Annotated in this window: 15 protein-coding genes; 10 read left to right on the forward strand and 5 right to left on the reverse strand. The window is 39.1% G+C overall.

All coding sequences use genetic code 11. The annotated features are described in order from the left end of the window. Positions 1 to 154: 154 nt before the first annotated feature. From IMO47_RS06730 to IMO47_RS06755, 6 genes are all read left to right on the forward strand, one after another. Positions 155 to 1090, forward strand: a complete 936-nt coding sequence (locus IMO47_RS06730; RefSeq protein WP_196077089.1) for a VacJ family lipoprotein — start codon at positions 155 to 157, stop codon at positions 1088 to 1090. Between the two features lie 124 nt (positions 1091 to 1214). Then, positions 1215 to 2183 carry an RsbU family protein phosphatase GigA gene (gene gigA, locus IMO47_RS06735; protein ID WP_196077090.1) on the forward strand — a complete coding sequence of 323 codons (969 nt, stop codon included), beginning with the start codon at positions 1215 to 1217 and terminating at the stop codon, positions 2181 to 2183. A gap of 113 nt (positions 2184 to 2296) precedes the next feature. Then, complete coding sequence (gene gigB / locus IMO47_RS06740; RefSeq protein ID WP_196077091.1) at positions 2297 to 2821, forward strand: anti-anti-sigma factor GigB; 525 nt, start codon at positions 2297 to 2299, stop codon at positions 2819 to 2821. Positions 2822 to 2854: 33 nt separating this feature from the next. Next, a complete protein-coding gene (locus IMO47_RS06745; protein WP_196077092.1) occupies positions 2855 to 3679 on the forward strand; it encodes a carbon-nitrogen hydrolase family protein in 825 nt (274 codons plus the stop codon). 80 nt (positions 3680 to 3759) lie between these two features. Further along, complete coding sequence (locus IMO47_RS06750; RefSeq protein ID WP_196077093.1) at positions 3760 to 4197, forward strand: MarR family transcriptional regulator; 438 nt, start codon at positions 3760 to 3762, stop codon at positions 4195 to 4197. Positions 4198 to 4284: 87 nt separating this feature from the next. Then, positions 4285 to 4710: an organic hydroperoxide resistance protein gene (locus tag IMO47_RS06755; RefSeq protein WP_196077094.1), complete on the forward strand. Its 426-nt coding sequence runs from the start codon at positions 4285 to 4287 to the stop codon at positions 4708 to 4710. 129 nt (positions 4711 to 4839) lie between these two features. On the opposite strand, the gene gspE is transcribed toward IMO47_RS06755, so the two are convergent. Then, complete coding sequence (gene gspE, locus IMO47_RS06760; RefSeq protein WP_196077095.1) at positions 4840 to 6327, reverse strand: type II secretion system ATPase GspE; 1488 nt, start codon at positions 6325 to 6327, stop codon at positions 4840 to 4842. 100 nt (positions 6328 to 6427) lie between these two features. On the opposite strand from gspE, the gene IMO47_RS06765 reads away from it, so the two are divergent. From IMO47_RS06765 to IMO47_RS06780, 4 genes are all read left to right on the forward strand, one after another. Beyond that, positions 6428 to 7249 carry a hypothetical protein gene (locus IMO47_RS06765; protein ID WP_196077096.1) on the forward strand — a complete coding sequence of 274 codons (822 nt, stop codon included), beginning with the start codon at positions 6428 to 6430 and terminating at the stop codon, positions 7247 to 7249. 15 nt (positions 7250 to 7264) lie between these two features. Then, positions 7265 to 8200, forward strand: coding sequence for a mechanosensitive ion channel family protein (locus tag IMO47_RS06770; RefSeq protein ID WP_196077097.1), 936 nt, complete (start codon positions 7265 to 7267; stop codon positions 8198 to 8200). Between the two features lie 118 nt (positions 8201 to 8318). Next, positions 8319 to 8759 (forward strand): VOC family protein, encoded by a 441-nt coding sequence (locus IMO47_RS06775; protein WP_196077098.1) that lies wholly within the window; start codon positions 8319 to 8321, stop codon positions 8757 to 8759. A gap of 84 nt (positions 8760 to 8843) precedes the next feature. Continuing rightward, positions 8844 to 9464, forward strand: coding sequence for a rhomboid family intramembrane serine protease (locus tag IMO47_RS06780; RefSeq protein ID WP_196077099.1), 621 nt, complete (start codon positions 8844 to 8846; stop codon positions 9462 to 9464). A 40-nt stretch (positions 9465 to 9504) separates the two neighbouring features. On the opposite strand, the gene IMO47_RS06785 is transcribed toward IMO47_RS06780, so the two are convergent. The 4 genes from IMO47_RS06785 to IMO47_RS06800 form a co-directional block, all read right to left on the reverse strand. Beyond that, positions 9505 to 9858: an SMR family transporter gene (locus IMO47_RS06785; protein ID WP_196077100.1), complete on the reverse strand. Its 354-nt coding sequence runs from the start codon at positions 9856 to 9858 to the stop codon at positions 9505 to 9507. Positions 9859 to 9983: 125 nt separating this feature from the next. Then, positions 9984 to 10850 carry a 4,5-DOPA dioxygenase extradiol gene (gene ygiD, locus IMO47_RS06790; RefSeq protein ID WP_196077101.1) on the reverse strand — a complete coding sequence of 289 codons (867 nt, stop codon included), beginning with the start codon at positions 10848 to 10850 and terminating at the stop codon, positions 9984 to 9986. A 222-nt stretch (positions 10851 to 11072) separates the two neighbouring features. Beyond that, positions 11073 to 11558 carry a DUF934 domain-containing protein gene (locus tag IMO47_RS06795; protein WP_196077102.1) on the reverse strand — a complete coding sequence of 162 codons (486 nt, stop codon included), beginning with the start codon at positions 11556 to 11558 and terminating at the stop codon, positions 11073 to 11075. Further along, positions 11551 to 13194 (reverse strand): nitrite/sulfite reductase, encoded by a 1644-nt coding sequence (locus tag IMO47_RS06800; RefSeq protein ID WP_196077103.1) that lies wholly within the window; start codon positions 13192 to 13194, stop codon positions 11551 to 11553. The genes IMO47_RS06795 and IMO47_RS06800 overlap by 8 nt, the downstream gene beginning before the upstream one ends. Positions 13195 to 13468: the final 274 nt, after the last annotated feature.

Below are 13468 nucleotides of genomic sequence, written 5' to 3' on the forward strand. Positions count from 1 at the left end.
ATTGTTTGTATAAATATCATCCATTAATCATATTTATTCACATTTTTTAATCAAATTTGCTTTAATACATATGCAATAACTACTGTTAGAATACGAAAGTGTCTTTAATATTATTATCGACTATTTTTACTTTAAGAATATTTCAAGGAATTCTATGCGTCCTTATCACGTAATTTGGGCTTGTTTACTCAGCATTGGTCTGACGAGCCATGGATTTGCTCAAGAAGAATTATCTACTCAAGAAAATTCTGACAATGCTGTTGACTCTGTTTCAGCCGATAAGTTGTCTCAAGAGAATTCTTCTGATCCAGCAATGTCCAAGCATCCGAGAATTGAAGCACTTAAAGAGCTGAAGAACATTACAAAAAATGATTTAAAAGTAAATGCAAATGCTGCTCAGCCAGATGCTGTAAAAGATCCTCTACAACCATTAAATCGTGAAATTTATGCATTTAACGATATGATCGACCGCAATGTCGCTCGACCAGTGGCAGTTCAATATAAGCAAAAAGTTCCTGAAGATGTGCGCTCTTCTTATAGTCTATTTCGTAAAAACTTAAGTGAACCGTGGAATGCGGTAAACCAACTTGCCCAAGGACGCTTTAGCCGTGCGGCAAAATCATTAGGTCGTTTTACCATTAATACAGTTACCTCTTTAGGCTTGGCTGATCCTGCAACTCGTTTGGGTTTAGCCACTGAAGAAGAAAGTTTAGGAACGACATTGGGCTATTATGGTGTACCCAGTGGTCCTTATCTGATGTTACCTGTCTTAGGCCCAAGTACACTTCGTCACTCCGTAGACTATGTTGCCGAGAGCTATGCGAATCCACTCAGCTACCCAATGGATGATAATCATCAAACAGGTTTAATTTGGGGAAATCGTGTTGTAGGTGGGATTAATACCCGCTCGAAACTATTAGATGTTGAAAATGTATTGCAAGGTGACCGTTATTCAGCAATCCGTGATATCTATCTACAACGCTTGGCCTTCCAAATCGCCGAGAAAAAAGGTGGTGGAGCGGAAGCGGTTTCTTTTGTTGGTGATGACGATGATATTGATGATTCATCTGATACAGGCGCAGACAAATAATCACAATATTTTGTTAAACTTATTTGCTAGTAATCTCATCAGTTTTACTAGCAATGTGGTGTTATCTATAGTAAATCTAGTGGATATCACTTTCTATATTGATTAAGGATCATTCATTTCTTCTATGTATTTCATTCAACCCAGTCGCCAGATTTCAAGTTTAGAGCAGGTATTAAACACGCTTCCTAGCTTGCAGATGATTACCATTGAAGAGATTCATCGTTATGATCCGACCAGAATTGCCATAGCCGATGTACATGATTTTTTAGAATATCAGTGGGCACTGCCAACAATTGTCATTGCTCAAGAGAATGAGGGTGCCGAACTTTCTCAAGCTTGGGAACTGGGTGCACTTGCTGGTTGGATCTGGACAAAGCTTCCTGAGAATCTTGAAGATTCTCTATTAAAAATAGATGCTCAATATAAGCGTAACCAAGACAGTCGTGACCTCCCTTCAGCAGCAGAATTACAAAAAAAACTGCTTCCTAATCCAATAGACCTGCAAAACTATAAAGTAGAAACGCTTTTTCAGCCTTCCGCTTACTTGTCTGGTGATTGGTATGATTACTGGAAAATCAGTGATAAAGAAATCATGTTCTATTTGGCTGATGTTTCTGGTCATGGTGTAACCAGTTCACTGTTGACCTCATGGATGGCTGCTTTTCACGGGCGTTCAAAAACACCAAGAGAGTTAATCAAGAAACTGAATGGAATGCTTGTCCAAGAGAATATTGAAAAACACATCACCATGCTGGCAGGAATTCTCAACATTGAGACACATACATTGAAGTGGTCAAGTGCAGGACATTATCCGCCCCCCATCATTTTTGAGCCTAATCAAGCACCTCGTGTCTTAAATACCAGCAGCTTTCCTCTAGGACTTACTGAGGATTTAGAAGTAGAAGAATTTGAATCTACCTTAAACAAACATGCGCGGTTCATTATTTGTTCTGATGGTGCGCTTGAACCTTTTTCTGGTGGCTTGAATGAACAATTCGCTCAATTGGTCTATCATTTGCAAAATCAATCATTCCGTGCGCCAGATCACGTCGCAGATGACATTGCCATCCTCAGTCTTCGCAGAATGAATTAACATTATAATCAAATACATATAACTAATTAGACTATTAACTGATATGCAAACGCTTGAGTATAGACTTGCGCTATGTGATAATTTTCCTATCCTTCTCTGCAAATGGCATTTATATGTCAACAGGTCATGTTGAATATGCAAGCTTGAATGGAACGCATATTTTCAAACTTATTGGTGAAGTGCGAGCCCAATCTTGTATTAGTTTAGACAAACTTTTGGCAAGGATTGAACAACAGGAAAACGTCATTGGCGCGATTGTTGATTTAACCCAAACCACATTTATTGATAGTACTGTTCTTGGAATACTTGCAAAACTTGGTTTAAAGTTAAAACAAGTACACCACATCCAAGCCGTCATGCTATCTACAAATCCAGACATCACTACTCTAGCCAATAGTATGGGCTTAGGGCAGGTCTTTGTCATCTTAAACTATTGTGGTGATCCGCATGTATGTACAAAAGCTTTGATTGACGACAATGTGAATCACAGCACCATGTTGTGTACCGTTCTCGATGCACACAAAACCTTAATGAAGCTCAATGAAAACAATCAAAATATGTTCGAGCCATTAGTGAAACAACTTGAAAAGCAACAAGATACAATGGAATGTGTATCTTCAAATCAGCAAAACGCTTAATCTTTTCAAAATTGTTGTGATTAGGGATAGCACATGACTTTACTTTCTGTTGTTCAAATGAATTCTCAAAATGACATTGAAGCCAACTTCAGTGTGATTGAGTCATTGATACAACAAAGTAAAGCCGATGGTGCATCTTTGATTGTTTTTCCAGAAAACTTTGTCTGTTTCGCGGCAGGAAAGCAACGAGAAACAGCAGCGCGCTTTGAAGAGATTCAAAAGCGTCTGGAACATTTAGCACTCCGATATCAAATATGGATTGTCGCGGGGACATTACCTTGCCCGTTTCGTCCTGATGGTTCGGTCATTGAAGATGGTCGTGTACGTACAGTCAGTTTATGTATTAGTCCTGAACGTACTGAGGCGCGCTATGACAAAATTCACTTGTTTGATGTTCAAGTGGGCGATGCTGTAGGTGGCTATCAAGAATCAAAATTCTTTGAGCCAGGCAATGAGGTTGTCGTTGCAAAAACACCTTTTGGCAATATCGGCTTGATGGTGTGCTATGACCTGCGTTTTCCTGAGCTTGCTCTTACTTTGAGATCACAAGGTGCAAATATTTTGACAGCGCCTGCTGCATTTACCTATACCACGGGTGAAATGCATTGGCAGTTATTGCTGCAAGCACGTGCGATGGACAGTCAATGCCAAGTTTTAGGTGCAGCCCAACAGGGTTGGCATGGTGAGAAACGTCAGACATGGGGACATGCTGGAGCCACCAACAGTCGTGGTCAAATTTTAGCAATAACAAATCAAGAGGGCGCTCAACTGCTTACCGTACCTTTTGATTTAGCTGAACAAGACGCTATACGTGCTTCAATGCCGCTTATGCAACATCGTCAATTGATTTCACTTTAATATTTTCCCAAATGACTTTATTTTATGAATATGACAAAACAGCGTTATACTTCGTGTGAGTCATATCCTATGAGACAAGCATGCAACAAGACTATTCACATTTAAATCTTGATCATCAAGTTTGCTTTCTTGTTTATTCTACAAACTTAGCATTAAACCAACTCTATCGAAAAATACTTGCACCATTGGGCTTAACCTATCCACAGTACTTAGTGATGCTTGTGCTTTGGGAAAAGGATGGTTTAACTGTCTCTGAAATAGGTGAAAAACTATTTCTAGAATCATCTACACTTACCCCTCTGCTTAAAAAATTACAAAGCCACGGTTTGCTTAATCGGGAGCGTTCTACACTCGATGAACGTCAAGTAATCATTAGCCTAACCACTCAAGGACAGCAGTTAAAATTGAAAGCTGTTGATATCCCACTACAAATCGCTCAAGCCAGCGAATGTAATTTAGATACCCTGACTGAGCTTAAAGGACTTCTGTCAACATTACGCGACAACATTTCAAAATAATTTTTTATTCAATTTTACACAAAAGCTACTTGTTTAAATAATTATATCGTATACGATATATTTGAACACAATCAAAGGAAGTCTCCAATGTCTTTAGAAAAAGTGGTTTATACAGCACATGCAAAAGCAACAGGTGGTCGTGATGGTCGTGCAACATCATCAGATGGAATTTTAGATGTTAAACTGGCCGTTCCAAAAGAAATGGGTGGTGCGGGTGGCGGAACCAATCCAGAACAACTTTTTGCGGCAGGTTATTCAGCATGTTTCTTAGGCGCAATGAAGTTTGTTGCTAACCGTGATCATTTAAAAATTACCCCTGAGGTTTATATCGAAGGTGATGTAGGTATTGGTCCTATTCCTACTGGCTTTGGTATTCAAGTGACTTTAAACATTCATTTAGAAGGTCTAGAACAAGAAGAAGCACAGAAGTTAGTCGATGCTGCTCATATTGTTTGCCCATATTCAAATGCGACTCGTGGCAATATTGATGTGACATTGAATGTAATTGTTTAATGGCATGATCCCCTACTTAAAATAAATATTCTTTTTAAGTAGGGCAAGTATCTTTATATTTCGGGGTTAACTTTATATGAGTAGGATAGATTGAAGATCATACAGACCACATAGATCAATAATTTTCAACTACTCAGCCGCTTCATTGGTCACACGTAAAACCTCTTCCATGGTCGTTTTACCTGCCAGTACTTTACGTAAACCATCATCACGAATTGAGCCGGCATCTTTACGTGCATATTCTTCAAGTTCATATTCAGCTGCGTTGCCATGGATTAAACGACGCATTTGCTCATCAATCGGAACAATCTCATAAATCGCAGTACGTCCTGTAAAACCGGTATGTGAACAATAATCACAACCGTTTGGCACAGGTAACTTTAGATCTGATTCCAAGCTGACAGGTTTAAATACATCTTTTTCAAAATCATCTGCTTCACGCCATGTATGGCAATGAGCACATAGTGTCCGAACCAGGCGCTGTGCAATCACACCAATCAGTGAACTGGATAATAAGAATGGTTCAATTCCCATATCCTTCAAACGTGTTACCGCGCCAATTGCAGTGTTGGTATGCAGTGTAGATAAAACCAAATGACCGGTTAAAGAGGCTTGTACTGCAATTTCTGCGGTTTCCAAGTCACGAATTTCGCCCACCATCACCACATCTGGGTCTTGGCGAAGCATTGCCTTGAGTGCACGGGCAAAAGTCATATCCACTTTGGTGTTGACTTGGGTTTGCCCAATACCCTCAAGTTGATATTCGATTGGATCTTCAGCGGTCAGAATATTTTTTGAACCATCATTCAAATCGGAAAGTGCGGCATATAAAGTTGTTGTTTTACCAGAACCTGTTGGTCCCGTGACCAAAATGATGCCATGTGGACGGTGAACCAATTGAGTTAGGCGTTCATAATCGCTTTTCATCAGCCCCAAATGCGTCATGTTCAAGCGTCCAGCCTGCTTATCCAGTAAACGCATCACCACACGCTCACCATGAGATGACGGCAATGTGGATACACGAACATCCACCTCACGCCCAGCGAGACGTAGAGAAATACGACCATCTTGCGGAATACGCTTTTCAGCAATGTCCAATTTAGCCATCACTTTGATACGTGAAACCAACAACGGTGCAAGTTCTCGACGTGGTTGTACGATCTCACGCAATTGCCCATCAACACGCAAACGCACAGATAGTTTCTTTTCAAACGCTTCAATATGAATATCAGATGCACCCACACGAATAGCTTCTGACAACAAGGCATTGATCAGTCGGACGATAGGTGCATCATCCTCCTGATCCATCAAATCTTCCGTTTCAGGGACTTGGTCGGCAAGGCTTAATAAATCTGGATGATCTTCCAGTCCAGCTGCAACTTGCTGTGACTCACCTGTTTCACCTGCATAGCTTGAACTGAGCATTTGATTAAATTCAGTTTCATTGCATAATTGATGCTGTGCAACACGACCAAGATAACGACGTGCTTCCTGAATCGCAATTTGTGCGGTATCCTGACGGCGAACAATAAAAACTTGATCACCTTCATAACGCAACAGCACTCCATGCCGTTTTGCAAAACTATATGGTATTTGTAATTGTTTAAGAACTTGCATTACAACTTATATTAATCATTTAAATTGCTTTGAGTGTACTCTATGCACATGACAGCGTGAAGTCTGTTTGTTAATGATTTTATGAATAGGATGAACACTTTTGTCTAAAAAGAAAGACCATCTTGAACCAGAACTCCCGGATTTAAAATGGTGGGGAGAACAAAATTTCGAATTGCACCAATCCAAAGCATGGCAATTTGGTTCAATGATGATGCGCATTACACGTGGTTTACAAGAATGGCGTTTAGAATACTATCGCCCACATTTTCAGTATGACTATGAACAGCAATGGCATAAAATTCATGATGTGAATTTTGGCTTTCCTGAACCTGTACATGTTGAGCGCTACATGTTTAGAGAAACCCATAAAACATTTCAGTTAATGCCCCGATTGGCTGACCGTTCTGTGGTAATCCGTCCTGTCGATCCTATTTATATCCCCGCTGGACAACGTGGTACGCTGTATATCAGTACCCCTTTATGGATCTCAGGTTTTGTTCAAGCTCAAAAAGAGCCACTATTTGATATTCCTGTGATTTTGCCTAAGGATACATGGTTTGGTCCAGATCATCGTACAGGTGAAATGTGCTATGCAACCTCAGTCGATGGTCGTACAGAATTGAATTTACTGCGTCCTCGTGCTTTCCGTGCTGTTACCCCGATTGATTTTCACAATGTAAGCAGTCATCAATTGCGCTTTGACCGGATGAATGTGCCTGTTCCAGCACTGCCTTTATTCTATAGTGAAAGTACAGGGCGTTTGTGGACCTCACAAATTAAGGTCATTTATGAAGGCAATGATCGCCCTGCTCGCGTTAGAATTGAAAATCGTACTCCACCACTGGCTGGAGAAGTGATCTATGTTCATCCACCACGTTCACCAGGTGGTGCATTATTTAACATGTTTGATTCATTTTTCTAAGGGATAAGGTAAAAGATGGCTCAATCCAATATTCCCAAAGATATCGCGGACAGCTTAAAAGGCATTTTTACCAATGTAAATTTGGATCGTTTAAGTGAAATTGCAGTTGCGCTGATTCTCTGTTTTGTTGGCTTTGTACTTGCGCGAGTTATTTCCAATACTTTTATTCGAACTATTGGGGCACGCTTTAATGCACATCAACGTTTGGTGTGGCGCAGAGGTATTTTTTATTTTATTTTCTTGCTGTTTGTGATCGCCAGTTTAAAAGAAGCAGGATTTAAACTCAGTGTATTTTTAGGTGCAGCAGGGATTTTGACCGTAGCACTGGGTTTTGCTTCGCAAACTTCTGCATCCAACTTGATCAGTGGATTATTTTTAATTGGTGAAGGCTCTTTTGAAGTTGGTGATACCATTCAAATTACCCTGATTCGTGGGCATACCATCGAAGGTGAAGTGATTTCCATTGACCTTTTGTCAGTGAAGCTTTTAACCATGGACAATGTGTATGTACGCTTACCCAATGAGCAATTGATTCGGGCACCAGTACATAATCTATCAAAATTTCCGATACGACGGTTGTCGATTACGGTCGCGATTAATTTCAATGAAAATATCAATAAAGTCCGTGAAGTATTGATCGAGGTCGCCAACGATTATCCATTGGTTTTGGCAGATCCAAAACCCCGTGTGACTGTGTCTGCATTTGGTGAATCATCCATTGAAATTTTATTTGCACTCTGGTGTATGCAAGCCAATTATCTACAGGTAAAAGATGAAATCCATGAGCTGATCCGCAATCGCTTTGTGGAAAATCAGATTGAGATTCCTGTGCCTAAAATTGGTTTTGTGGATCGTCCAAATCCAAATGAACCACTGCAAAATGAAGAGCTTGACAGCTATGCAAATCAACAAGATTTAAAGTTAGAACAAAAACAAGATAAACAGCTTTAAAGCTCAATGGGCATATTTATTCTTCATGATGAATATGTCCAATTACAAAACCTTCATCAAGTTTTAAACAATGAGCTGATAAATTAATCACTTCAAAACAACAAAATGGACAGCCACAATGCAACTCAATCATTATTTAAACTTTAAAGGACAAACAGAAGCTGCTTTTAACTTTTACAAATCAGTTTTTGGTGGTGATTTTTCTTTTTTAAAACGTTATTCAGAATTGCCCGATGTCCAAGTACCAGAACAAGAAAAAAACTATATTTTGCATGTTTCTTTGCCGATTAATGACTTTACCGTATTAATGGGCTCGGATACCACTGAACAGTTCTGCTCACCAAATGGTGCCCCTTTCAGCAAAGGTACAAATCATTATATTTCAATTAATTTAGAAGCTCATGAAGTGGATGAAGCTCAACGACTGTTTACAGCCCTGTCTGCCAATGGTCAGATTGAAATGGCTTTGGAAAAAACGTTTTGGGGTGCGCTATATGGCGCTTTCACTGACCAGTTTGGCATTCGCTGGATGGTAAACTGTCAACTCTCTGAGGTTTGATCATTTCATTAAAATTATAGCCTATTGATTCAGCATGATATAGGCTATAGTTCACTTAAGAAAACGACATCATTTACAATAAATATGATCACAGGGCTAACCCATACACTTCTGATTATTTTAATCACGATTGCAATCTCTATCCTTGCTTGGCAACAGCGTCATGTGATGAATCGTCTGATTTTCAATATTTCAGCAATTAAACACGGTCAATATGATCGTTTCTTAACCCATGGTTTCATTCACAATGATGGTATGCATTTATTTTTTAACATGTTTACCCTATATTTCTTTGGACGAAATATTGAATGGTTTTTCCGTGGCTATTTAAGCGGTATGGGTTTTGTTCTATTTTATTGTAGTGCCATTATCATTGCTGCCATTCCGAGTTATTTACACAATCGGAGTTTAAACTCTTATCGAAGTTTAGGTGCTTCAGGTGCAGTCAATGCGGTACTATTTAGTTCGATCTTGTTTAATCCGTGGGGCATGATCTATATCTATATTTTACCTGTTCCTGCGATTATTTTTGGAACCATATATTTGTGCTACAGCATGTATGCGATTCGCTCTGGACATTCACCACTGATTGATCATCGTGCTCATATTACAGGTGCAATCTATGGTTTCTTATTCCCATTACTTTTAGAACCCTCACTAGGTACAGCATTTTTCTATAAGTTTATTCAGTCGCCTTTATTTTAATTTTGCATTCAGTCATTGATGTCTAAGCCATTGTTAAACTTCAGACATCAATATTCGAAAATTGCGCAATAATCGTTAAGCCGATGGTAATAAAAGCAATCCCGACCCAACCTGCTAAATCAATATTTTGACCTAAAAATGCCTTGGCTAATAAAGCAGTGGCAATCACACCAAGCCCTGACCATAGAACATATAGAATTCCGGCTTGCATAAATTTCAACGCATAAGCAGCACATGCAAAAGAAATGATATATAAGACTAGAGCAATCCCTTGATCAAATTTATTGACCAAACCATTCCCTTTAGCAGAATAAAATGTGGATAAAACATCCGTCGCAATTGCGATTAACAGCCAAAAGACCCCAGGATTAATTTTTGCAAGTAAGAAAGACATTGTCGTTTTAGTTCAAATCATCATCGACAAATTTTATCTTGAGTCAATCTCAACAGCCAGTAGAATCTTTGAATAAATCAAAAGGTGAATATTTAAATTCACCTTTTTAAGTCCCACATTTAAAATTAAGCTTGATCCAATCTAAATGATGTCATGGTCAAAGAACCTGCTACAGCCTGATCATTAAAAATACTCAGCTGATCGTTCTCTTCCTGCAAACCTAAAGCATATAACATTGGATAATAGTGATCTGGTGTTGGAATCGACAATAAAAATTCAGGACCCTGCTTTTGCCAATCAATCAATGCTTGATGATTATGGGTTAACAAGAAGTTTTTCATTTTTGCATCTGCTTCTAAAGCCCAATCATAACCAAAGTGACCATCAAATTTGTCAAAAGCAACTTTTCTAAGGTTATGGACCAAATTACCACTGGCAACAATCAAAACACCTTTACGTCGCAATTGGGCCAATTCTTTTGCCAAATCATAATGATATTGTGCGCCCTGACTGTAGTCGATACTCAACTGTACGACGGGAATATTGGCTTGTGGAAAGACATGGCATAACACTGCCCATGTTCCATGATCCAAACCCCACGTATGATCATGATGAACTTCAACACGATGAATCGCAGCAGTTGTTTCTTCAACCAGTGCTTTATTTCCTGAGGCAGGATATTGCATATCAAATAATGCTTGAGGAAAGCCACCAAAATCATGAATCGTTTTTGGTTGCTGCATGGCAGTCACTGCTGTAACACCCTGTGTTAGCCAATGCGCAGAAATACATAAAATTGCTGCCGGTTGTGTCTCCATTTCAGCGCCAATACGATTCCACGAACGCGTAAAATCATTGGTTTGAATGGCATTCATCGGAGAGCCATGCCCAAGAAACAGTACAGGCATGACTTCAGTATTCGGTAAAGTTGCATTCCAACCTTTGAGTAACGATAAATCACCTGTTGTTTGACTGAGCATTTCGTTCACCATAAGAAATCTTTATTTGATTATGTGATCTTTCAACTAGTAAAACAGCGACTTTTACAGCATACAACATTGCAAATATGCAACGATCAATTTAAATTCCTGATTTAACTTTGACCATAGTTTTAGCCGTCATGAAAGCATTCATGCTTAATGATTCAATCAATCATCCACAAAAAAGCCGAACTTAAGTCCGGCTTTTTATTTCAAAATCAGTGCCTAAAACAATCAAGCACCAGTTTGATAATGCGCTTTCGGTACTGCTGTAGAGGCTTGATAAGGGTGGGTAAAATCACCTAGACCAGCAGCAGCTTCCTGAATATCTTTACCCTCTTTGATCACAAAGGTATCAAAACCTGAACGCTTCATATAATTCAACACGTCTTTAAATACATCACCTGTTGCACGAAGCTCGCCTTGGTAACCTTGGCGACGTAATAACGCAGCAAAGGAATAACCACGACCATCATTAAAGCCTGCAAAGTCAATAAAGATGGCATCTAACTGATCAAGTGGAAACTGGTGGGTTTCAGGAGAAGCATCCACTGTGATCAATAGCGCTTTTTTACCTGTGACATTGCTAAGCTGATCTAACTGCTCAACTGTTAATAACACATCACCTTGAGGCAATACCCCATCCTCACCAATAAGTTGATAAGTATTGTCTGCAATAGAGCCATCTTTAGAGAGGACTTGAAGTGCGGTATTAAGCATATGCACGCTCCTTGAATGGTTTAATGCCGACACGGCGATAAGTTTCAATAAACGCTTCACCTTCATTACGAAGATCGAGATAAGTGTTTAAAATTTCATCAATAATATCAGGAACAGCTTCTGCGGCAAATGATGGTCCTAAAATGTCACCAATTGAAGCATCATGATCGGCATTTCCGCCCAAAGTAATTTGGTAGAATTCTGCACCTTTTTTATCTACACCTAAAATACCGATATTACCGACATGATGGTGACCACAAGCATTCATACAGCCTGAAATATTCAAGTCAATATGACCTAGATTATAAACCGTATCCAAGTCATCGAAACGACGTGTAATCGCCTCAGAAATTGGAATTGATTTTGCATTTGCCAAAGAACAGAAGTCACCACCTGGGCAGCAAATAATATCGGTAATAAAGCCAATATGTGCACGAGCCAAATTGTTCTTTTCAAGAATTTGCCATAATTCAAATAAATCTTTTTGCGGAACGTCTACTAAAGAAATATTTTGTTCGTGAGTAGTACGCAATTCACCGAACGTATATTTGTCTGCAAGATCTGCAATCAAATTCATTTCTTCAACAGTCATATCGCCAGGGGCAATACCTGCACGTTTCAGCGAAATGGTGACAATACGGTAACCTGTCACTTTATGCGCATTGGTATTGATATTAAACCAATGCTTGAATTTTGGATGTTCAGCAAATAAGGCGCTAAAGTCTTCATCCGCATAATTTTGATAATCAAACGGTGTAAATTCCTGATCTAACTTTTCCAAGATTTCAGGTTGTATCTTTAACGTCTTAATCGTTTCAGCAAACTCAGCTTCAACTTTCTCAGCAAACACTTCAGGTGTTAATGCTTTCACCAAAATTTTAATACGTGCTTTGTATTTATTATCACGACGACCATGTAAGTTATAAACCCGAAGAACTGCTTCCAAATATGCAATTAAATCTTCACGCGGCAACCATTCACGAATCATAGAACCAATAATCGGTGTACGTCCTAAACCGCCACCGACTTTGATTTTATAGCCCAGTTCACCTGCTTCATTTCGAGTTAAATACACACCGATATCATGAAATGAAGTTGCAGCGCGATCAACTTCTTCAAGTGCAGACACTGCAATTTTGAATTTACGTGGTAAGAAGGCAAATTCAGGATGGAATGTCGACCATTGACGGATCAATTCACAGGTTGGACGTGGATCTGCTATTTCTCCAGCCACAACACCTGCATATTGGTCCGTAGTTGTATTACGGATACAGTTCCCCGAAGTTTGGATGGCATGCATTTGAACGGAAGCAAGACCTTCAAGCATATCTGGCACATTTTCCAGTGCAGGCCAGTTAAACTGAATATTCTGACGTGTTGAAACATGCGCATAGCCACGGTCGTATTCTTTGGCAAGTTCAGCAACTTTGCGTAATTGTTTAGAATTCATTAAACCGTAAGGGACAGCAATACGTAACATTGGCGCATAACGTTGCACGTATAAACCATTTTGCAAGCGTAATGGACGATACTCATCTTCAGTGAGTTTTCCAGCTAAATAACGTTCCGTTTGATCACGGAATTGTGCAACACGTTCGTTGATCAGTTGCTGATCAAAATCAGTATATAAATACATGGCGTACAGCTAGTAGTTTCATTATAACGATGCACAATATAACGAGTATTGATCTATCAAAGAAATGCTTTTTTTCCATATTTTATAGCGGTTTTATTGATAAGCATCCCGCAATGATTGAATTGGCAAGACTTCGCCTAGAATCTTAATCTTTATGAGGCAATTGATGTTTTTCTTCATTGCTTATCTTTATTTAAGATAATAAAAAAGAGCATATGTTCTATGCTCTTTTTCAACTGATTAAAGTTAGATTAACAATGAAATGCTTCAAATA

The sequence above is a fragment of the Acinetobacter sp. Res13-Abat-PEC15-P4-01 genome, assembly GCF_015676285.1.
In the GTDB taxonomy this organism is placed as follows: domain Bacteria; phylum Pseudomonadota; class Gammaproteobacteria; order Pseudomonadales; family Moraxellaceae; genus Acinetobacter; species Acinetobacter nematophilus.

Coding starts and splice junctions, on each gene's coding strand:
- IMO47_RS06730 (WP_196077089.1), top strand. CDS start 155: ATGCGTCCTTATCACGTAATTTGGGCTTGTTTACTCAGCATTGGTCTG.
- gigA (WP_196077090.1), top strand. CDS start 1,215: ATGTATTTCATTCAACCCAGTCGCCAGATTTCAAGTTTAGAGCAGGTA.
- gigB (WP_196077091.1), top strand. CDS start 2,297: ATGTCAACAGGTCATGTTGAATATGCAAGCTTGAATGGAACGCATATT.
- IMO47_RS06745 (WP_196077092.1), top strand. CDS start 2,855: ATGACTTTACTTTCTGTTGTTCAAATGAATTCTCAAAATGACATTGAA.
- IMO47_RS06750 (WP_196077093.1), top strand. CDS start 3,760: ATGCAACAAGACTATTCACATTTAAATCTTGATCATCAAGTTTGCTTT.
- IMO47_RS06755 (WP_196077094.1), top strand. CDS start 4,285: ATGTCTTTAGAAAAAGTGGTTTATACAGCACATGCAAAAGCAACAGGT.
- gspE (WP_196077095.1), bottom strand. CDS start 6,327: ATGCAAGTTCTTAAACAATTACAAATACCATATAGTTTTGCAAAACGG.
- IMO47_RS06770 (WP_196077097.1), top strand. CDS start 7,265: ATGGCTCAATCCAATATTCCCAAAGATATCGCGGACAGCTTAAAAGGC.
- IMO47_RS06775 (WP_196077098.1), top strand. CDS start 8,319: ATGCAACTCAATCATTATTTAAACTTTAAAGGACAAACAGAAGCTGCT.
- IMO47_RS06780 (WP_196077099.1), top strand. CDS start 8,844: ATGATCACAGGGCTAACCCATACACTTCTGATTATTTTAATCACGATT.
- IMO47_RS06785 (WP_196077100.1), bottom strand. CDS start 9,858: ATGTCTTTCTTACTTGCAAAAATTAATCCTGGGGTCTTTTGGCTGTTA.
- ygiD (WP_196077101.1), bottom strand. CDS start 10,850: ATGGTGAACGAAATGCTCAGTCAAACAACAGGTGATTTATCGTTACTC.
- IMO47_RS06795 (WP_196077102.1), bottom strand. CDS start 11,558: ATGCTTAATACCGCACTTCAAGTCCTCTCTAAAGATGGCTCTATTGCA.
- IMO47_RS06800 (WP_196077103.1), bottom strand. CDS start 13,194: ATGTATTTATATACTGATTTTGATCAGCAACTGATCAACGAACGTGTT.